The following is a 17,950-nucleotide window of genomic DNA, read 5'->3' as shown; positions in this document are numbered from 1 at the left end:
GTCGACGTATTTATCATGCGAAGCGTTTTGGCGCTAAATCAAACGGAATTATAAGGAGGAATCGCAATGTCACTAAACATCGAAATATCCGATAAATACCGCATCAAATCCGACGATTACCAAATCATCGTACAACGTAAGCACACGGTAGACCCGACGCTGTCGCCCGCATTTGATCCGAAGAAGCACTCGGCAGAAAAGCGCATAGAATGGCGTGATTGGAAATGGTGCGCAAAGCCAGAGCAGGCGCTAGAAATAATCGCAAGACAACGCATATTCGAATCAGATGCGCAGACACTCGGAGAGCTACGCAATGAAATCGCTTTGTTTAAGCGGGAGATTAGCGGTTTATTACACACAATGGATTAATTGTAAAGGGCGTATTTAAAACGGCTAAAACGACGGAAAAAAGATGGGAATACGAAAGGAGCGTTATTATGAACGAATCAATAAGACGAAGTATCGAAGCGCAATTGGCGAAATTAGGTACGGAGGAGCGACGATTGAATAACTACTACGACGGACGTATGCGAGTAGCAAACGATGGGTATTATGCTGGGATTGCTCGAAGTAGAGCGAAACGCGAAGCTATGCAAGCGCAAAAACGTCTTGACGAAATTATCACACGCAAAATCGAATTAGCGCAAGAATTACGAAAGTTATAAGTTTTTGAAAGGGGCGATAATATGCGCTATACAGAACGGATTTATCACGATAGGCAGCCGAGGGTTGGCGATACAATTGAATGCACTCATACAACGCCGTACGGAGACTACTCGAAAGGTAACGAGATGACCGTATTAATGCCGACTAAATATCTCGCCGGAAATCAAATTTACGCGGTAAACCACCGAACAGGAAAACGGATAGTTATATCTGACAGTTTCTACTGCATTTTCACCGACATCACATACGTAAAAACTGGCGAACAGCATATCGTCAAACGATTCTTAGGAATACCGTACTATCGGAAAACTATCGACATTTACGAGGAGGAATTGACGCATGATTAACGCTAAAGTAAAAGTATCGAAAGAGGTTGCTGCAGAAATCGAATATGCAAAGAGTGAATATCGCTCAATCGCATGTGCAACGCAATACTTACTAAATGAGGCGGATTTAACGGACGAGCAAGTTGAGCAGGCGTTGAGTGGATACTATTCTGGATATGAAGTAGAAAAGTCGCAAGAGGAAAGATTAGCTGAAATATATAAGGCTGCGGTACGCGAATCGAAAGGACATTTCGGTTGGAACGAAATTGCCCAAGGTCAAGCGAAAGAAAACCTAGCGGAAGGTATTAAGTTGACGCTAGAAACACTCGGACTAAAAATCGAAGGAGTGAACGTATAATGACGCCAGAACAACTAAACGCAATCAAAGAACGAATGCCTAAGCGTGAGGATATTGTAGATTGGGGCGCTGCGCAGACGATGATTTTAGAGGATATTCCGGCACTAGTTGCGGAGGTTGAGCGATTACGAGCTGAATTGACGGACATTATCGCAGTAGCTACCGAAGAAGCGTCGAGCATATCGCATGATAACGGTTATGACGATATTATCACAATCGCAAGGAGCGCATTAAAATGACTGGGCGCACACCAACCGAGCAGATGATACACGAATTAGCCACGCAAGTCGAACGCTATAAATTCGCATTGTCTTGCTGTTTAATTGGCGCAAGGAACGGACAGGAGAACGTATTAGAGGCGCAGATGTCACTAAAATGTATCGAGAATTTTGCGAGTGAGGCGCTATATGAAGGAGAGGAAACGGAATGACTAACATTACGGAATTTACCGTTACTTGCAATGAGTGCGGAAGTAATAACGTTGAACTTTCGGCTAGTTGTGGTCAGAACGTAGGTTTCGCATACCTCGATTGTAACGACTGTGGCAACGAGGAGGAATCTAAATAATGGCGAAGAAAGCAACGCATTATAGCGACACACCAATCGAAAAGTGGAATACGGCGCATTTTCAAGCGTACTTAGCCGATCAGCACGTAGAATGCTACGGAATCCAATACGTCAGCGCAGGCAGTGTCGTAGCAGAGCGCAATTTAATCGCAAAATATATCGGAACATCTCGCAAGCCAGGCGCATATAGCAAAGAGACGTTGAAAGCGTTCATTGACGCATGTTTTACGCAGTATAAGCCTACTGCGGAATATCCCGGAATTTCCTTCTGGTTTATGACTACGTTTATGACGCGATTGCTGCAGCAGGCGGAATTGGCGAGTAAGAGGGCGGAGGTTGTAGATAATATCGAGGAGGGGGCGGATTGGCTTTAAGTAAAAGTAGAATATTGGATATGGCGCACGATATCGCAAATACAGTAGAACACGGAGAGGCTTTGTATGGATGCGCAATGTTAGCAGAATTATTAGCGGATATTGATCGTTTGAGAACGTCTTGTATTGAATATGCGAAAGAAAACGGCGAGGAGGAATCAGAATGAGCGAACATATCTACAATGTATCAGTAGAAAACGGCAAATATAACGTAGTATTAACGCAAGATTATCACGTAAAGTATCTACGACATGGCGAAGAATGGGTTAATAATCCGCCAGGTAGTAAGATGATGATCGCGCTTATGGACAAAGTAGAACGCTTAGAAAACGGACTAAAATCGGCATGTGACGCATTAGGCGCAGATGTGAGCGATTATTACGAGGAGCGATAACATGACGCAACTATCAGTTAAAGGATTAACGGTATGTACGCCGGAATTTCATTGTATAGCAAAGCGTGGCGAAGAACTTGCGGAAATTGAAGATAAGGTCGATTCAGTTATCGAAGGAATTGACGAGTTAGCTGGCGACGGATTGCTTACAGATAGGCAACGTATGGATTTGACTAGGACACTAAATTACTTGTAAAGAGGTGACGCATATATGACGCAGATTTGCATTCTGAAAAAGGTAAGGGCCGTACCTCTGACCGGAAAGAACGGAGATGGAAAATTCGCTATTGTAGACTTTGATGATTTTGAACGCGTGTCTAAATCTAAATGGCACGTAAATAAAGGGTATGCAGAACGTACTTATTATCTAAACGGTAAGCCAAAGCATGAGAAACTTCATAGATTTATATTCGGAGAAGTAAAAGATGGGTATGTAATTGATCATATAAACGGAGACAAATTAGACAATCGACGAGAAAATTTACGTGAATGCACTCCTACTGAAAATAAAAAGAATCAACAATTGAGCATAGCAAACAAAAGTGGATACAAAGGAGTAGTTTATTCTGAATACCACGGGAAGTGGAACGCTTATATAACAAACGATAAAAGACGTAAACATATAGGATACTTCGAGACAGCAAAAGAAGCTGCTAAAGCGTATGATTATTTCGCTTCAAAATTACATGGCGAGTTTGCTCAACTCAATTTTCCTGGTGAGCCATTAATAAAACCATCTTTACCTAGAGTTAACAAATTCAAAGGAATTCATTATAGCCGAAAAGATAACGCTTATGTTGGAAGATTTATGTATAAAGGGATACATTATTTCGCTGGACAATCACAAAATTTAAGAATGGCTGTCACAAAATATAATGCCAAGGTGCATGAAATACTTGGAGACGAAGCTCCAAAAAAGTTAATCAATGTAGCAGAGGAGGATTACGATGACTACCCACTCTAACTGTATCTTGTCAGAACGCAATAAAAACGGTTGTAATACGTGTAGTATGACATGCCCACACAAAATTAGCCTTATGGGTCTTAACGGAAAAGGCGGACGATTAGCGAGCGCGGGCGTACCGGCAGAATATCGAAATGTAACGGTAGCTAATTCGGCAGCACGCGAGGATCAAGCGAAAGCATACGAAGCTATTGAGCGATATGTCAGCGAATTTAACGGCTCGCTATATCTATTCAGCAAGGCGACTGGCACCGGAAAAACAACGACAGCCTCCGCGATTCTTAACGAATATATCATTCGCGATTATCTCGGAGCATTAAAGCGAGGAGAACAGCCTACGCAAAAGCCGGCATATTTCCTCGATGTGAACGAGTGGCAGACACTATTCAACGGATTCAATCGTAGAAACATTCCGCAAGATGTAGCCGAGCAATACAGCCGTCCTTATTATTCGATGATGGAACGCGCTAAACATGCGCCATTTGCAGTCCTTGATGATATTGGCGTTAGGTCAGCGAGCGAGGCGTTTCGTGGCGACTTGCATACGATTATTAATTATCGAGTGACGAACGGATTGCCTACGGTTTATACGAGTAATATTCCGCTGATTCATCCGGAAAAGCCAGATAAGCGAGTTGAAGCGTTAAAGCCGTACGATTTATATGACGTATTTGACGTAAGGTTGCTCGACCGAGTACGTGATAACTGCGAATTGGTGAATTTCGAAGGTAAATCGAAAAGGGGGAAACGTTAATGATGGTACGTAGGATAATCGTTAAAATAGACATCGATAACTTGAAACGTATCGAACTGTTGAAACTGGAACAGGACTACGAATTAGCTTCGTTAAATGACGCAATGCAATCGAAGGATCATGCGGAGATTGAACGCTGCAAGAAACGTTTAGCCGAGGTTCATATAGAATTGGCGGAGTTGTCATGAGAATCGAAAAGACAAACGCAGATTCGGTAGGGGACGCAATCAAAAGCGTAGCAAAACAACGCGAAATCGACGCAATAATTCCTGGAGCAATCATAGTCCATCGTAAAAAAGGAACAATCGGACGATGTGCGAGGTCATCGTTTGGGATTAGCGTTTGCTTCGCGATAAATGGTGGTCGAGGACAGACAATCGGAGATTATCCGCATTTCGTGGCGCAACATTGGCGCTTGGCGGATGCTGAGGAGGTAAGACGCTATTTTGACGCTGATTAGGAGTGCAATCGAAATTTTATTCGTAGTGTTCGCTATAGCGTTATTGCTTGGTGGCGAATATCTGAATTACAAGGATAAACGGGGGTGGCGTAAATAATGGATAACGCAAAATTGACAGAGATTAAAGAGCGAGTAGAGGAAACGCCGTTCAATAAGGCGTATGTTAAAGGTGACCCGTGGAAAGGTTACGAAGTTAAAAACGAAGGTAACGGACAAACAATCGCAGAAACACCTAGCGGTACTGACGCTGAATTTATCGCTCACGCTTACGAAGATATTCCGATGTTAGTTGCGGAAGTTGAGAGATTAAGAAAAGCGTTATTCTTAGCTGGAAGATTAGCGAACGTTGGGTACGAATGGCAATCGCTAGATACAATATGTAAAGCGCTAAACGTGTCTAGAAAATTTTTCGATCATTTTGATGATGACGGGATTTTAACGGAATGGGAGGCGTTAAACGAATGAGTAACAACGGAACAATGCTGTTATCGAAAGTTCTCGATGATAACGACGTACAAGCACTCGCTCGCCACAATATAACGACGGACCATTTCAAAGTCGCAGCCGATCGCAAGGCTCACGATTTTATTCGCCAGTATGCCGAACAGAATCGAGGACAAGCGCCAAGCTACGCAACAGTAGTCGAACAAGTACCGGAGTTCTTTTATGTGCCGCAAGTGTCGGATTCTTACGAATGGTTAACGCGTCGTTTGTTAAATGACGCTGGACAATCGGAGCTAGTAGATTTAGTACAGACCGGCTTACAACCGCTGTTTGACGAGTATAAAAATGATGTCCCACGGCTCATTGACAAATTACAGGAAAAGTTTGATAATATAAAACATCGAACAGACGTTCGCGAAAAAGTGGGAACGGATATAAAACGCGATACAACGCAGTTCCTATCGGAGTTCGAACGCCGCAAAGAAGGCAAGTCGTTCAAAACGTGGAAATCGTCCTTTTCGAACATTGGCGAATATATCAGCGGAAATATGTACGTTGTTTACGGTAAGTCTGGACGAGGTAAATCGGTAATTGCCGCGATTAAAGAGGCGGTTACACTCGCAATGCAAGGCGCAACAGTCCTCGAATGGTCGATGGAAATGCCGACATATGAAGTTATGGTGCGTTTATATACGGAAATTAGCGGACGATTAGGCATCACGCACGCGAAATTGGAATCCGTAAAGAACGAGTTAATCTACGAAGGCGATTCTGGCTTTAATTCGGATGCTTTACGAAAAGGAAGCTTAACGCCAGAAATCGAAGAAGCCTTCCGCAACTTTCTGCAGGGAGTGAACGACTACTTACCTGGGACGATTATTGTTCGCGGAGTAGACGACGCAGATTTCCGCGACCGATCATTGCGCCAATTAGAGGCGGATATTTTAAAAACGGAAGCTGACGTTGTTATCGTCGATCCATTTTATTACCTCGATTACGAAAAGAATACGTCGCGAACAACTGGCGGAGATGCTGCCAATACTTCGATGAAATTGCGCCGATTAACGGGCAATTCGCAAGTGGTAACGTTGGCCATAACGCAAGCAGACGAATCGAAAGAAGAAACAGACGAAGATGGTACGCGTGAATTAGCGTTGCCCGACCGTAGCGAAGTTAAGAAAACGAAAGCCTTACTCGAAGATGCTGCGATGTTAATTGCGGTTGATACGGATTATAAGCAGGGGCGAGGGCTTGTCGGAATTAACAAGGGGCGGAATGGGGGCGAAGGAGATTCCGTTGAAATAATTTATGTTCCGCAAATTGGCGTTGTTCGCGAAATGGAAACGGGAGAAGGTTCAGTCGATCAATTCGATTTCTAACGAATCATACAGGTGGTAAATTTGGACAAGGCGGTTATTAACGAGCGGTGACTTACATGGTGTCGGTGCAATGCGATATGAACAGTAGGAAACGGTAAATTATACGGCGCAAAATTTTTAAAATATATTTGCGCGGTGAGTTATCATTCCGTAAATATTTGCAGAAAATGCTGTAATATCAACGTTTGAGGGCGTTTATATGTCGCTAGAAAAAGGATGGTGCGTGTAATTTTTGCGCTGTTGACTTTATGAAAACTAGTCCGTATAATCCAACCTTACAAAAGATGCTAACTAAATTTTAGAAAAGTGTTATATTTCGACGATTCGACATATAAAATATATAAAGGAGGAATGGTAGAATTGGAGAGAGTAAAAATCCGAGGTCACGATATTTGTATAGACGTGCAATCAGAATTAGAAGAATTTGAATGGCATCGTCCAAAATGGTCGCACAATAAGTTGATAGCAGCGTCGCCATTCCGATATGATCGTTCGCCTTCGTTCTTCATCTTACTTGAAGGCAACGGAGATTATCCGGCTGGCTCTTGGGGTGATTCTGGCGCTTATGATGACGAATGGAAGTCCGGAGGCATAGTTAAGCTACTTGCATTCCTACGAAATGAAACTTACGAAGAAACACAGGATTATTTATTGTCGAAATATAGCGAAGAGTCGAATAACGGTGACTTAATGCTTATTTTACCAAGATTGCGGATAGATAGATTTAAAAGAGTTTTGCATCGTGATATTATCGAGAGACAACCATCTCCATATTTGACTAAGCGTGGTATTTCGTTAGAAGTACAAACGGAGGCAAAAGTTGGAAAGTCGCGTCACTACGGCTTTGTTTCCATTCCGTGGTATTCGCCAGATGGTCAGTTGTCTAACGTAAAATATCGAGCAACGAAGGGAAAAACGTTTTTCTACGAACGTAACGCAAGGCCTATACGCGAGCTAGTTTTCGGAGCAGATTTGTACAATCGTTCCTATGACGATTTGATTATATGCGAGGCGGAGATAGACGCTTTGTCGTGGCGTGTCGCAGGATATAACGCGATTGCAGTTGGCGGCGTTTCATTTACGCAGCAACAAGCCGATATAATACGGAGACTTCCGTTCAAAAGATTAATGGTTGCGGGCGATAATGATAAGGCTGGCGCTAGATTTAACGCACAGGTAGTACAAGCGTTGGTTGGGCGTGATTTATCCGTCATAAATTGGCGTGAGAGCGTTTATAAGGATGCGAACGATGTTTTACTTGCGAAGGGAATAGGCGGGCTAATAGAAGCGTTTGAGAATGCGTACGACTTGCCTACGATTATTCCTCGTATTCGTACGGATCATAGTATTCGATAATTTCGTTCACAGGAACGTCAAAATATTCGCAGAGCAAGTCGATTGTTTCGAGGGAGACGTAGCCAGTATCGTTTTTCATGCGGGTTGTGTACGTCGAGTGTATATCGAGTTCTGCACGCAGTTGGCGGTATGATACGGTATGTTTCTCCATTAGATAACGCAATGGTGCGTATGAAATAGCCATTTGTGTATAAAACCTCCTATCATAAAGCCTATAACAATAGGAGATTGCTAGTGGAACGAAAATTGTGCCATGTTAATTACGTTTACAGTAATGGAATGTTTAGTTATAATTACTATATGTATCACATATTTCTAAATTTGGCTAAAATACTAGCTTTACAGTAGTCTACGAGAAGAAATATAAAAAGTTTCAAAAAAGTTTTTAGTAATTGTCCCAAAAATTACTGTTTTAGTGTGCAGTATATAGTGTAAGGCAAAAATAAGGAGGAAGTTAATGGACAACTTAATAATCGTATATGAAAATGTTAGCGTAATGAGCTACCTACGACAGAAAGTAGATGAGGTTTCAAACGTCATTACTGATGTAGACAAGCTAGAAACAAGGATTTACGCACAGCTTGTATCCTATTTTTCATTAGGAAAGAGTAGTTTCAGACGAGCGCAGAAGTTGATTGACCGCGAAGTTTCCCAAGCGTTAAAGCAATTCGGAAAACAAAAGGCGATTAATTTCAGCGAGTTAGCAAAAGGAAACGACTTTGGCGAGTCGGTAGAATTTGAACCGAAGGACCTGTTGGCGCAGGGCGGTGAGACGGTGATACAAAATATCTCACTAAATGAAAAGATCGCCCGCTTGGCGACGGACGATCGAGAATCTGTTACTTTAAATGCTTGGGCGAATGGGTTTAATGATACACAAGTTTCCGAGACTTTGGCGAGTCATTTTGGCGGAAACAAGGAATCACACCGTAAATTCGTTCGGCGATTTAAAGCAAGGTGTCAGGAACGTTTAGAGAAAGAGTGTCTCGCAAAAAACCTCTTAATCAAAACTGCCTAACTATTTAGAAATTGCTGCAAGATTCGTTGTAGTTTCAATACTTTTGTTTAAGTAAAAATTACAACGTTTCTTGTTGAAAGTGTCAACGTAAGTTATCAGGCCAACGCTGACATATTATTAAGTTACTTTTAGCTAATTTATTGAAAGAGGATTACTCAAAGGTATGTCCTCTTTCAATACGCTTAACCTGCGCACATACTGGCGACTTTTTTAAGTACGTCGTATGTATACCCTATATTAATACTATTAAACGGCCGGTTTATTTATGTATGGTTTCTATCTATATTGCCTATTGTCAAAACGGCCTTTAATCGCATTATAGCATGAACTCGTAATTTTTAAACAGAAAAAGCTTAAAAACCTACTTAGGACGGTGAAAAATGAGACCATATGACGCTTTACACGACCATGATGCGCAAGAAATTACCACAATTTCGGAAATTTACACGACTGCCGCTCAAACATACTTAGACTACAACGGAAGCTTACCGTCAGATGACGACGCTGCGGATTACTACCGACTATCAATTCGCGCAACAAAAGTTAGCTAACACGAAAGGAATGACGTAAAAATGACGCAAAATAATCAACCGTTAAGCAGAACGATAGAAGTCACTAAGCACGCTATTGATCGCTCAATAGAACGTTTAGGCTTCCAAAGAGCTACTGCAGATAATAATATACGACAATTACTTGCAGTAGCAACGTTTCACGGAATCGGCTCAAGCTCGAAATGTCCAACGGAGATATATCTTCACCATAAAACGAAAACAACAATCGTCATTAGTCGAAAAGATAACTGCGTAGTAACGGTTTATCGTGATATCGAAGAACCGTCGCAATCAAAAGCGACTATCACAATCGACCGAATTTCCACAGCAATCAAGCGTGAGCTATCACGAATGACGACGCAACTTCGACGCGAAATTCGCAAGCTGACAGAACAGCAGGCGCAACTTAACGTAAGCATCGCAGAACTGACGCTAAAAAAGATACGCTGCAAGGCTCCGCATACGCAAGCGCTAATTCAAACTCGTATTGACGCTATTATAACGCAAGTTAATGAAATTGCGCAAGAGGTTGACGCAAAATTGACGCAAATTAAAAATGCTGAGCGAGAAGTTAGCGAGGTGATTAGCGAATGACAGACGCGCAAAAGGCGATTATTGCTGCGACGAAGGCGGTAACGTATCACGGAAAGAAGCGAGGTAAATAGCGAATGATATTCGAATTGATCGTAGTTGATACGCCAGAACAGGCGAAGTGTTATCCGATTATTCACACGGAAACACACGTACAGCGTGCAGTATTCGTCGGTGAAGGGCTTTGTGGAGTTCGATATAAGGCGAGTCGTCCGAATAAGCTAACGCGATTGCATCGTCCTTTAGCGACGGAACTAGAGCGGTTATGGGAGCGAGATTGTTTGCTACCAGCGATGAATCAACGCGGGTATGAGGAGACAATCGTTTGATTACGCGTTTAAACGCAAATAGAAAGGCGGTGATAGTCCGCTATATTACTAGGAGGGGAAACGAGTATGGGACGTAGAAAAACACATGAGGAGTTTGTTGCGGAGGTTAAGGCGCTTGTTGGTGAGGAATACACAATCAAGACGAAATATATCGGTGTAAAAACGCCGTTATTGATGAAGCATATCTCATGTGGCGAAACATATCAGACAACGCCTAACAACTTTAAGAAAGGGTCAAGATGCCCAAAATGCGCTATTGAGTCTATGCGAAGTAAACTGACCAAGGCACATTCGCAATTTGTAAAAGAACTGCACACGGTTGACGATAGTTATGAATTATTAACAGAATACACATGCGTTACAGAGAAGGTGTTGTGTAAATGTCGAAACTGCGGTGAAAAATGGAGAGTATTACCCTCTAATCTACTTGCAGGAACTGCCTGCCCATACTGTAACGCCTCGAAAGGTGAAAAACTTATAAAAGCGTGGCTGATCCGCAATAAGATACTACACTTTACGCAATATCCAATCAGACCTAAGCAAACAATAAGGAATTACCGCTTAGATTTCTTTGTAAACGGAATCGCTATTGAATACGACGGGGAACAGCATTTTAAATCTGTTGAAATATTCGGAGGAGAAATTGGGTTAGCGGAAACACAAAGTCGCGACCGCATCAAAAATAAGTATTGCGCCGATAACGGAATACCGCTTATTCGCATTCCATATTGGGACTACGAAAACATCGACGCAATTCTAACGGAAAAGTTATTGCCATTACTTTATGACGCAAATCTCACGCAAGATAAAGCAAGTTAATTGCGTTTAGTTTGGTATGTGTTTAACACACGTAAAATACCATTTTTATGGTCGTCGCCAGCGCAGAAGCTCTCGTAAACGTAAGTATCTGCTCCGTCATCTTTTAGGAGTTTAATAATTATTTCGTAATCACTTTCAGTTTTATTGCTATGCCACGATCCAAATTGGTCAGATGCTATCAAAGAAGTTAATTCACCCTTTGCTTGCCATTTAGAAACGCGACGGAAAAATACCCACCCCGCCATGCTCGCAAGTATACGATTGTGTGTCTTTTTTGAAACGTATTGAATTTCGTTTTCCATACCGAAAACCTCCGTAAATTAGTTTGGAACACAGCGCTGATGTCCTTCGCTTAAAACTATACGCAGACAATTTTCGGAATGTCAAGCGCAAATTTACGAGTTAATTTTCGGTAAATTCGAGCGAGTAAACGGACGGTATTAACGCAACATAGACGCAATTTTAACGAAAAAACAACAAAAAAAACGACGCCACTTTCCACAATAGCGTCGCTTCTAACGATTCATTGAACGTCGAATTAAAATTCGAGTACAAATCGATAAGACAACGTCTTTAGTTTATTCGACGAGTAACAGAAAGTCAACTACGACGTCCGTCGGTGAATGTAACGAAGGTTGCTCCGGAATTATATCGCTAATTGGCGTATGGTTCCCGACGTAAAAGTAGCCGGCATTTCCTTCGATGCATTCACGGACGGTGACGGTCACTGTTCGAAAACAATAACGCAAAAGGGGACGGTTTATTAATGACACAATTTACAAACGGAATGGACGCACTAAACGCACTAAACGAAACTGGCGGAGGTTCAAGCGGTGAAAAAATGCAAATCACTTCGCTTAGTGGCGCTACATTCAAAGTGAAAGTCGTAGACAAAACGGCTGTTCAGCTAGTTTATGCGTACGGCATTCATGCGAAAAGCAATAACGGACGAGGCGTTAACTCATTCATCGCACAGAATCCGTCTAAGAAATCGGCTAAAGGTTATCCAGTCGACGACTTAACATCGTGGGATTTAGCGTGGAAATACCACAAGGATAAATCGGAGCATTATCAAGACGCAGAGGCAGCCGAAGCTAATAAGTACCGCGCAAAAAAACGCTTTGTAATGGCGTTCTACGAGCTATCCGAAGGTAAACCGATTCTATTCGATCTGTCCGAACGACAAGCAAAAGCAGTCGCAGCAACTATTGTGGAGTATAACGACGAACTCGGCGAGCTAGCCTTTGAGATTAAGAAAGTCGGAGAAGGACCGGCAACAACTGCGGTATTATCACCAATCATCAATATGGCGAAGAAATTGACGGCAGAGGAAGTCGCTAATTTCGAAAATGCACCAGCAGAGTTTCCGCCAGGACTATTCGACGGAATTTGGTTCGAAAAGACTGACGCTGAAATGATCGAGCTGTTGAAGCAAGCTGGATTCGACGTAAGTTTAATCGGAATTGGCGACGCACCTTCGACGCAAAGCGAAACTAGTGATGACATTCCGGAAGAGGACGGCGGTACTGACGAAGGAGATTTACCTTTTTGAGTAGGAAGGAGAGTTGAGATATGAAGGTGAACAGGAGGTTTTTAACGGATGAACAAGTAGCAGAGGAATTGCGTGAAAGTATGCGCATCCTCGGCATCTCTTGTATGCCTACCGGACCGGAGTTATTAATGATAGACCGGAGTTATTTACACAGCAGACTACAGCGAACTGGAACTTACCGTGAATGGTCCAGAAGGTTGGGTGTTCCGTTGAAAAGTAGTACGACCACCAAAGGAAATGACTGCGAGATATTCATCGCTAAAAAGTTAATTAGTATGGGACATGTGGTAGAAAATATGACGGCACGCTTCCCATATGACTTACTTGTGGATTCTGATGTAAAGATTGATGTTAAATGCGCTAATAAATATAAAGATAAATATTCATTCGACGCGTGGACGTTTAACTTGGCGAAGGCAAGACCGACTTGCGACATCTATATTTTAGTTGCGTACAACGAAGATCAAACTATCAATCGTGAGTTGGTGATCCCTAGTAAATTTCTACACCAAAAGACTGTTTCATTAGGAGGGAAATCTACGTACGATGTTTACCACGAAGCATACGATTATGTAAATCAATATTCAACTTTCTATAAGAAGGTGACGCAACTATGACGCAAGACACTACGACATTAAGCACAAGCACAATCGGACGACACTCGGAATTACTCGCAATGGCTGCGTTATTAGCGGACGGATGGTCGGTATCAGAGCCGACCGTTCCCGAAGCTCACGACTTGATTGCGGTAAGAGGCGACGAAAGCCTCCGCATCCAAGTTAAGACGATTAAGCTGCGCGAGAAAGAAGGCGTACCATATTACGTCATTCGCGGTCTGAAAAACAGTGGAGCAACGTACATGAAATCGGACTGTGACGCATTTATCGGCGTAGTTGGTGAGCACGTCTATTTAACGGAGAATCGAGAAATCACGGATTATTGGGTAAAGGTCGACGAAGTTAACGAGAAATGGCGGTACTTGCCGCTAAAAATTACGGAAAAGGGAGCGATTAATTAATATGGCGAAATTAACGAATGTAATGACGGTAGATATGGTAAACGGTGAAATTACGAAGGTTGCGTATGATGGCGCGGAGTATGCGAAGGTTGATAGCGGAGAGAAAGGGGATATCGCTGTAATTGTTGAGGCTTGGGGCGACCAAGTAATCGGCGAACACTACTTCGTTAACTATCGAAAAGTAGACGGAGACAGCGATGTGTTTATCGGAATCGACAAAGGGCGTTATCGAGAATACGTAGGCTACGAACGTCGCATGAATTATTTCCGCAAAATCTCCGCGCCAACGTTAGAGGAGCGTGTGACGAGCCTAGAAAGCGATGTTGCTGCTTTAAAATCGGGCAAAAGCTCATTGAAAGGCGAGAAGGTAGAGGCGCATACAAGCGAGACTTCCGGTTTTAAAGAAGGCGCAAAAGTCCGCGTTCTCGGACTATCGAAGTTCGGACGTGATTTAATCGGGTCCACAGGCGTTATAGATCGACCTCAAAAGTCGGACGGTAAATGGAGTGTTGCTATCGATGGGAGCGATTATATCTGCATATATGCAGCGAACGATATCGAGTTAATCGAAACTATCGAATTTGAAGGCGCACAATACCGCAAAGTTGATCGTGAGGCTCGCGAAGGTGATGTCGTGATGTTAACGAAGTACAGCGAGTACAACTATACGGAAGGTAAAACGTACCTGGTGCAAAAATACAGACGTATAAAGGATATTGACGGCGACATATACGATGTCTATAACTCACTAGTGGGACGAACTCGCCAAACAGTCGACGTATATGAGCCGATTGAGCAAGCGAAGTATATTCCGCAGGTTGGTGGTATTGTCGTGGTTACAGGAAATACGCCTGGACACTCAAACAGCGTCGGCGACATCGGTAAAGTTGGCGCTGAAAAACCGCTAGAAGATGGCGGAGTTAAAGTATATGTGCCAGGAAACTCAACCGTAGCAATTCGTACAAAGCCGCAGGATATTCGCAAAGCAACGCCAGTAGAAGTCGAAGCATACGAAAAGGCTGCGCACAAAGCGTCATTTGCCGTAGGTGATTACGTGAAGGTCGTTAAATCGTTCGTAGGTTACGAAGGTGAAATCGCTAAGATTACGGAGATTGGCGAATTTACTACGGATAAAGGTGCGGCAGACTTTGTTATCGAACATTTACCAAAAAAGAACGGAGATTGGGCGATTGGGTCCGATTGCGTAGTCAAAGCTACTGACGTAGAAATTGCGGAGGCAACAGCGCCGAAATTAAAGGCGGGCGATTACGTTAAGATTACTCGCGTCATCGTTTATGATACAACGAAGGAAAAAGCGTACGAGGTATTCGAAAATGAATGCGGGCGACTGTACTACGTCGATGACGCTGGAGACAAGCGGTATGGTGCAATTACTGCCGGAGATTACGAAATCGTCGACGCTGAAACGGCAAAATGGGCGAAGATTGGTCGTAAGGTTGGCGAATTTAAGGAAGGCGACATTGTGCGAGTAACAAAATCACACGGCGGGCATCCTGTCGGCACAATCGGTAAATTAGTTCCTGCGCCAGAATATATCGGAACTGATTTGGGTGTACTAGCAAACGGTCATAAGAAGTCTCACATTAGCGGAATGGAACTAATCGCTCCGGTAGAATCAACGCTAAACTAACGCAAAAAGGAGGCGGGCAAATGAAGCTCGAAGTTAAGCTAAATACGCAAATAGGCGGGCAAGTTTCCGCCTCCAGCGCATTGGCGCAGGCAGCACAGCGTAAGAAAGACGCAACAGAAACGATGGAGGGCGCTTGGATTAGGATATTAGCGACGAAGCTAACCGATCAACAACGAATAATCGTCAACGAAGCGAAATTAGCGATAGAGAATGGTATAGCTGGACGAATCAAATCCGGCAAATTCTCGAAAGAGGAAGCGTTAGAAATTGGACGCAAAGTAATCGCTGAAAAGAACGCTCGTATGCGAGAACAGCGAATGTCTGAAACAGTAGCGACGAAGCCAGATAACTACTATGTCATTACGAAGGATAGCGACTTAACTAGTTTAGTAGAACGATTAGCACTCGAAGTTGAAGCGCAGAAAACTGATTCGTGGTTCCGCAAAGTGCTCGGATTGTTCAACGATACGCACATACGAAAACGACTATTGGAAGAAGGCGTTGAAATTCCGTTAGCTATTTCGTTCACAGAATGGGATACAGAGACTAGCGGAACTGATACGTATATCGATTTAAGTGGGGGCTATTCGTTCTGGCTTCCGATGCTTAACGAAGGTTATTACGTAGCTTACGGACACTTAACGGATGACGAGCAATGTACACGTTCAAGAGCATTAGAAATCGTTAAATCATTTATCGAAGATGCACGCCACATTAAAGCATTTCATAATACGCCGTTCGACTTATCGATGTTCCTAAATGACGGATTGCAACCGAAGGGTTTCCGTTACGATTCGATGGATGCTGCGCAAATAATGAATGAGCACGAAGAATCTTTCGGTTTAAAGCCGTTAGATACGAAATACAAAAAACATATCGGAACAACGCACTTAGACGATTTTACATTCGAAGATTTATTCGGAAATGGATCGCCTATGATTTATCCGCCAGAAGTCGTTGGCATCTACGCAATAAAAGACGTTGAAAAGGGCTGGCTATTTACGAAATGGCAAATCGATATGATGTTGAAAACGGATGACTTAGCGAAAGCGTACTTTGAAATACGCCAATATTTATACGAAGTCAATACGACGATTGAACGTACTGGATTCGTAATTGATGTCGAAGAATTATCGAGGTTAGAAGTCGAGTTTAGCGAAAAGTTAGAGACCGCGATAAAAGCGTTACATGATGCTTATAATATCGACGATCAATTCCTCCACGATATGTCGCTCGCAATTAAAGGCGATAAGATTAGGGATTGGCAAACAGCACAAACGAAGCGTATCGAAAAGCAAGCGCAGATGTTAGCGCAATGTGAAGGAGAATTAAAGCGCTCAAATCCGTCTACGAAAAAGTACGTTCAATTACAAGAGCGTATTCGTAAATATAAGACGGAACCTTTAGCGCCAGCGATTCCGAAAAATGCTCCCGATTATATTCACGCAATAAACTTTGATTCGGACCAACATTTACAATATTTGATTTACGACGTATTGAAAATCGAGGATAAATCGAAAGTTATCGATAAGAAGAAAGAGCGCTTAACGAATAAAGACGTGCTTGCGCTTTACTTTAAATCGGAACCATCGCTAAGGCCTCTCGCTGAATATTCGAAGCTATCGACACTACTCGGAACATTCGTCCGAAAGATACCGAACGCACTTGACGTTGACGGACGATTACACACGAAATTAGATACGGTATCAACTGGAAGATATAGTTCGAAAGGTTACACAGGAAAGAGTAACGACATCATATTCCCAGACATTAACAACGATAATTTCCTCGCTGCAATGCGAATCCTAGTCGATGCGGAAAAGAAAACACGCAAGGGAACGAATCTGCAGAATATACCGGCACGAACAGAAGAAGGTACTCGCGTTCGAATGGCGTTTATGCCACCGAAATGTCATACGTTCATAGGTTCTGATTTATCGTCGATTGAGCCTCGCATACAGGCGCATCGAATGGAAGTCGAATTTGCCGATAGTATATTCGCTGAAATGTACCGAAAAGGACTCGATCCTTACGTAGAGTTTGCAGCGATATTATTCGAAGTGTCACGCGAAGTCTGCACGGAAGCGCACTACAAGAAGGTTAAAGGTACGGATAGCGAGGTTCCAGCGTATCGAAAAGCGATGAAGCAAGCGTTCTTAGCGCGTGGCTACGGCCAAGCGAAAGATATGTTCTACAAAGGCGTTATCCAATACGGAGTAACACAAGAACAGGCGTATTATGCTTACGATAAATTCGACGAAGTTTTGCCAGGTTTCGGCGGAATGGTCGAAGCAACATTCGAACACTTACGTAAATATGGTTGGACCGCGACGATATTCGGACAGAAACGTAGATTCCCTGGATATGTCGAGAAATACA

The 17,950-nt window shown here is 43.0% G+C and carries 28 protein-coding genes; 26 read left to right on the top strand and 2 right to left on the bottom strand.

Features of this window, described 5'->3' with window-relative positions; genetic code table 11:
* The first annotated feature begins 66 nt into the window (after positions 1 to 66).
* From ACIQXW_RS23370 to ACIQXW_RS23295, 16 genes are all read left to right on the top strand, one after another.
* Positions 67 to 369 carry a hypothetical protein gene (locus ACIQXW_RS23370; RefSeq protein WP_402766037.1) on the top strand — a complete coding sequence of 101 codons (303 nt, stop codon included), beginning with the start codon at positions 67 to 69 and terminating at the stop codon, positions 367 to 369.
* Positions 370 to 437: 68 nt separating this feature from the next.
* Positions 438 to 665: a hypothetical protein gene (locus ACIQXW_RS23365; protein WP_402766034.1), complete on the top strand. Its 228-nt coding sequence runs from the start codon at positions 438 to 440 to the stop codon at positions 663 to 665.
* A gap of 340 nt (positions 666 to 1,005) precedes the next feature.
* Positions 1,006 to 1,350, top strand: a complete 345-nt coding sequence (locus ACIQXW_RS23360; protein ID WP_402766031.1) for a hypothetical protein — start codon at positions 1,006 to 1,008, stop codon at positions 1,348 to 1,350.
* Positions 1,350 to 1,589 (top strand): hypothetical protein, encoded by a 240-nt coding sequence (locus tag ACIQXW_RS23355; protein WP_402766028.1) that lies wholly within the window; start codon positions 1,350 to 1,352, stop codon positions 1,587 to 1,589. Before ACIQXW_RS23360 ends, ACIQXW_RS23355 begins: the two co-directional genes overlap by 1 nt.
* Positions 1,586 to 1,780, top strand: a complete 195-nt coding sequence (locus tag ACIQXW_RS23350) for a hypothetical protein (RefSeq protein ID WP_402766025.1) — start codon at positions 1,586 to 1,588, stop codon at positions 1,778 to 1,780. Before ACIQXW_RS23355 ends, ACIQXW_RS23350 begins: the two co-directional genes overlap by 4 nt.
* 136 nt (positions 1,781 to 1,916) lie before the next feature.
* A complete protein-coding gene (locus ACIQXW_RS23345) occupies positions 1,917 to 2,291 on the top strand; it encodes a hypothetical protein (RefSeq protein WP_402766022.1) in 375 nt (124 codons plus the stop codon).
* Positions 2,282 to 2,458, top strand: a complete 177-nt coding sequence (locus ACIQXW_RS23340) for a hypothetical protein (protein WP_402766019.1) — start codon at positions 2,282 to 2,284, stop codon at positions 2,456 to 2,458. Before ACIQXW_RS23345 ends, ACIQXW_RS23340 begins: the two co-directional genes overlap by 10 nt.
* Positions 2,455 to 2,685, top strand: coding sequence for a hypothetical protein (locus ACIQXW_RS23335; RefSeq protein WP_402766016.1), 231 nt, complete (start codon positions 2,455 to 2,457; stop codon positions 2,683 to 2,685). Before ACIQXW_RS23340 ends, ACIQXW_RS23335 begins: the two co-directional genes overlap by 4 nt.
* A gap of 1 nt (position 2,686) precedes the next feature.
* Positions 2,687 to 2,881: a hypothetical protein gene (locus tag ACIQXW_RS23330; RefSeq protein ID WP_402766013.1), complete on the top strand. Its 195-nt coding sequence runs from the start codon at positions 2,687 to 2,689 to the stop codon at positions 2,879 to 2,881.
* Between the two features lie 15 nt (positions 2,882 to 2,896).
* Positions 2,897 to 3,649 (top strand): HNH endonuclease, encoded by a 753-nt coding sequence (locus ACIQXW_RS23325; RefSeq protein WP_402766010.1) that lies wholly within the window; start codon positions 2,897 to 2,899, stop codon positions 3,647 to 3,649.
* Positions 3,633 to 4,403: a DNA replication protein gene (locus tag ACIQXW_RS23320; protein ID WP_402766007.1), complete on the top strand. Its 771-nt coding sequence runs from the start codon at positions 3,633 to 3,635 to the stop codon at positions 4,401 to 4,403. Before ACIQXW_RS23325 ends, ACIQXW_RS23320 begins: the two co-directional genes overlap by 17 nt.
* A complete protein-coding gene (locus ACIQXW_RS23315; protein ID WP_402766004.1) occupies positions 4,403 to 4,591 on the top strand; it encodes a hypothetical protein in 189 nt (62 codons plus the stop codon). Before ACIQXW_RS23320 ends, ACIQXW_RS23315 begins: the two co-directional genes overlap by 1 nt.
* A complete protein-coding gene (locus ACIQXW_RS23310) occupies positions 4,588 to 4,863 on the top strand; it encodes a hypothetical protein (RefSeq protein WP_402766001.1) in 276 nt (91 codons plus the stop codon). The genes ACIQXW_RS23315 and ACIQXW_RS23310 overlap by 4 nt, the downstream gene beginning before the upstream one ends.
* A 96-nt stretch (positions 4,864 to 4,959) precedes the next feature.
* On the top strand, positions 4,960 to 5,328 hold the full coding sequence (locus ACIQXW_RS23305; protein ID WP_402765999.1) for a hypothetical protein: 369 nt from the start codon (positions 4,960 to 4,962) through the stop codon (positions 5,326 to 5,328).
* 203 nt (positions 5,329 to 5,531) lie between these two features.
* The gene (locus tag ACIQXW_RS23300) at positions 5,532 to 6,686 is read left to right on the top strand and encodes a DNA helicase (protein WP_402765996.1); all 1,155 of its coding nucleotides are present in this window, start codon (positions 5,532 to 5,534) and stop codon (positions 6,684 to 6,686) included.
* Positions 6,687 to 7,046: 360 nt separating this feature from the next.
* A complete protein-coding gene (locus tag ACIQXW_RS23295; RefSeq protein WP_402765993.1) occupies positions 7,047 to 8,042 on the top strand; it encodes a toprim domain-containing protein in 996 nt (331 codons plus the stop codon).
* Here ACIQXW_RS23295 and ACIQXW_RS23290 read toward each other — a convergent pair.
* A complete protein-coding gene (locus ACIQXW_RS23290; RefSeq protein WP_402766224.1) occupies positions 8,005 to 8,193 on the bottom strand; it encodes a helix-turn-helix domain-containing protein in 189 nt (62 codons plus the stop codon). The two genes, ACIQXW_RS23295 and ACIQXW_RS23290, sit on opposite strands and share 38 nt — an antisense overlap.
* A 306-nt stretch (positions 8,194 to 8,499) precedes the next feature.
* On the opposite strand from ACIQXW_RS23290, the gene ACIQXW_RS23285 reads away from it, so the two are divergent.
* The 5 genes from ACIQXW_RS23285 (at position 8,500) to ACIQXW_RS23265 (ending at position 11,350) form a co-directional block, all read left to right on the top strand.
* A complete protein-coding gene (locus ACIQXW_RS23285) occupies positions 8,500 to 9,060 on the top strand; it encodes a hypothetical protein (protein ID WP_402765990.1) in 561 nt (186 codons plus the stop codon).
* 380 nt (positions 9,061 to 9,440) lie between these two features.
* Positions 9,441 to 9,611, top strand: a complete 171-nt coding sequence (locus tag ACIQXW_RS23280) for a hypothetical protein (protein WP_402765987.1) — start codon at positions 9,441 to 9,443, stop codon at positions 9,609 to 9,611.
* Positions 9,612 to 9,632: 21 nt separating this feature from the next.
* Positions 9,633 to 10,205, top strand: a complete 573-nt coding sequence (locus ACIQXW_RS23275) for a hypothetical protein (RefSeq protein ID WP_402765984.1) — start codon at positions 9,633 to 9,635, stop codon at positions 10,203 to 10,205.
* 74 nt (positions 10,206 to 10,279) lie between these two features.
* Positions 10,280 to 10,531, top strand: a complete 252-nt coding sequence (locus ACIQXW_RS23270) for a hypothetical protein (RefSeq protein ID WP_402765981.1) — start codon at positions 10,280 to 10,282, stop codon at positions 10,529 to 10,531.
* A gap of 66 nt (positions 10,532 to 10,597) precedes the next feature.
* Entirely contained in the window at positions 10,598 to 11,350 is a 753-nt protein-coding gene (locus ACIQXW_RS23265; protein WP_402765978.1) for an endonuclease domain-containing protein, read from the top strand.
* On the opposite strand, the gene ACIQXW_RS23260 is transcribed toward ACIQXW_RS23265, so the two are convergent.
* Positions 11,347 to 11,652, bottom strand: coding sequence for a hypothetical protein (locus tag ACIQXW_RS23260; RefSeq protein ID WP_402765975.1), 306 nt, complete (start codon positions 11,650 to 11,652; stop codon positions 11,347 to 11,349). The genes ACIQXW_RS23265 and ACIQXW_RS23260 overlap by 4 nt on opposite strands.
* A gap of 464 nt (positions 11,653 to 12,116) precedes the next feature.
* Between ACIQXW_RS23260 and ACIQXW_RS23255 the strand changes: the two genes are divergently transcribed.
* The 5 genes from ACIQXW_RS23255 to ACIQXW_RS23235 form a co-directional block, all read left to right on the top strand.
* A complete protein-coding gene (locus ACIQXW_RS23255) occupies positions 12,117 to 12,902 on the top strand; it encodes a hypothetical protein (protein ID WP_402765972.1) in 786 nt (261 codons plus the stop codon).
* 26 nt (positions 12,903 to 12,928) lie between these two features.
* Positions 12,929 to 13,519 carry a hypothetical protein gene (locus tag ACIQXW_RS23250; RefSeq protein ID WP_402765969.1) on the top strand — a complete coding sequence of 197 codons (591 nt, stop codon included), beginning with the start codon at positions 12,929 to 12,931 and terminating at the stop codon, positions 13,517 to 13,519.
* Positions 13,516 to 13,920 carry a group I intron-associated PD-(D/E)XK endonuclease gene (locus ACIQXW_RS23245; protein WP_402765966.1) on the top strand — a complete coding sequence of 135 codons (405 nt, stop codon included), beginning with the start codon at positions 13,516 to 13,518 and terminating at the stop codon, positions 13,918 to 13,920. Before ACIQXW_RS23250 ends, ACIQXW_RS23245 begins: the two co-directional genes overlap by 4 nt.
* A gap of 1 nt (position 13,921) precedes the next feature.
* Entirely contained in the window at positions 13,922 to 15,571 is a 1,650-nt protein-coding gene (locus ACIQXW_RS23240) for a hypothetical protein (protein ID WP_402765963.1), read from the top strand.
* Between the two features lie 20 nt (positions 15,572 to 15,591).
* Positions 15,592 to 17,950, top strand: a 2,359-nt coding sequence (locus ACIQXW_RS23235; RefSeq protein ID WP_402765960.1) for a DNA polymerase, incomplete at its 3' end; no start/stop codon positions are given.

Origin of the sequence: Lysinibacillus sp. NPDC097162 (assembly GCF_044762185.1) — a bacterium.
Classification (GTDB): Bacteria; Bacillota; Bacilli; order Bacillales_A; family Planococcaceae; genus Lysinibacillus.
This window is presented reverse-complemented; position numbering and strand designations above follow the sequence as displayed.

Coding starts and splice junctions, on each gene's coding strand:
- ACIQXW_RS23370 (WP_402766037.1), top strand. CDS start 67: ATGTCACTAAACATCGAAATATCCGATAAATACCGCATCAAATCCGAC.
- ACIQXW_RS23365 (WP_402766034.1), top strand. CDS start 438: ATGAACGAATCAATAAGACGAAGTATCGAAGCGCAATTGGCGAAATTA.
- ACIQXW_RS23360 (WP_402766031.1), top strand. CDS start 1,006: ATGATTAACGCTAAAGTAAAAGTATCGAAAGAGGTTGCTGCAGAAATC.
- ACIQXW_RS23355 (WP_402766028.1), top strand. CDS start 1,350: ATGACGCCAGAACAACTAAACGCAATCAAAGAACGAATGCCTAAGCGT.
- ACIQXW_RS23350 (WP_402766025.1), top strand. CDS start 1,586: ATGACTGGGCGCACACCAACCGAGCAGATGATACACGAATTAGCCACG.
- ACIQXW_RS23345 (WP_402766022.1), top strand. CDS start 1,917: ATGGCGAAGAAAGCAACGCATTATAGCGACACACCAATCGAAAAGTGG.
- ACIQXW_RS23335 (WP_402766016.1), top strand. CDS start 2,455: ATGAGCGAACATATCTACAATGTATCAGTAGAAAACGGCAAATATAAC.
- ACIQXW_RS23330 (WP_402766013.1), top strand. CDS start 2,687: ATGACGCAACTATCAGTTAAAGGATTAACGGTATGTACGCCGGAATTT.
- ACIQXW_RS23325 (WP_402766010.1), top strand. CDS start 2,897: ATGACGCAGATTTGCATTCTGAAAAAGGTAAGGGCCGTACCTCTGACC.
- ACIQXW_RS23320 (WP_402766007.1), top strand. CDS start 3,633: ATGACTACCCACTCTAACTGTATCTTGTCAGAACGCAATAAAAACGGT.
- ACIQXW_RS23315 (WP_402766004.1), top strand. CDS start 4,403: ATGATGGTACGTAGGATAATCGTTAAAATAGACATCGATAACTTGAAA.
- ACIQXW_RS23310 (WP_402766001.1), top strand. CDS start 4,588: ATGAGAATCGAAAAGACAAACGCAGATTCGGTAGGGGACGCAATCAAA.
- ACIQXW_RS23305 (WP_402765999.1), top strand. CDS start 4,960: ATGGATAACGCAAAATTGACAGAGATTAAAGAGCGAGTAGAGGAAACG.
- ACIQXW_RS23290 (WP_402766224.1), bottom strand. CDS start 8,193: ATGGAGAAACATACCGTATCATACCGCCAACTGCGTGCAGAACTCGAT.
- ACIQXW_RS23285 (WP_402765990.1), top strand. CDS start 8,500: ATGGACAACTTAATAATCGTATATGAAAATGTTAGCGTAATGAGCTAC.
- ACIQXW_RS23280 (WP_402765987.1), top strand. CDS start 9,441: ATGAGACCATATGACGCTTTACACGACCATGATGCGCAAGAAATTACC.
- ACIQXW_RS23275 (WP_402765984.1), top strand. CDS start 9,633: ATGACGCAAAATAATCAACCGTTAAGCAGAACGATAGAAGTCACTAAG.
- ACIQXW_RS23270 (WP_402765981.1), top strand. CDS start 10,280: ATGATATTCGAATTGATCGTAGTTGATACGCCAGAACAGGCGAAGTGT.
- ACIQXW_RS23265 (WP_402765978.1), top strand. CDS start 10,598: ATGGGACGTAGAAAAACACATGAGGAGTTTGTTGCGGAGGTTAAGGCG.
- ACIQXW_RS23260 (WP_402765975.1), bottom strand. CDS start 11,652: ATGGAAAACGAAATTCAATACGTTTCAAAAAAGACACACAATCGTATA.
- ACIQXW_RS23255 (WP_402765972.1), top strand. CDS start 12,117: ATGACACAATTTACAAACGGAATGGACGCACTAAACGCACTAAACGAA.
- ACIQXW_RS23245 (WP_402765966.1), top strand. CDS start 13,516: ATGACGCAAGACACTACGACATTAAGCACAAGCACAATCGGACGACAC.
- ACIQXW_RS23240 (WP_402765963.1), top strand. CDS start 13,922: ATGGCGAAATTAACGAATGTAATGACGGTAGATATGGTAAACGGTGAA.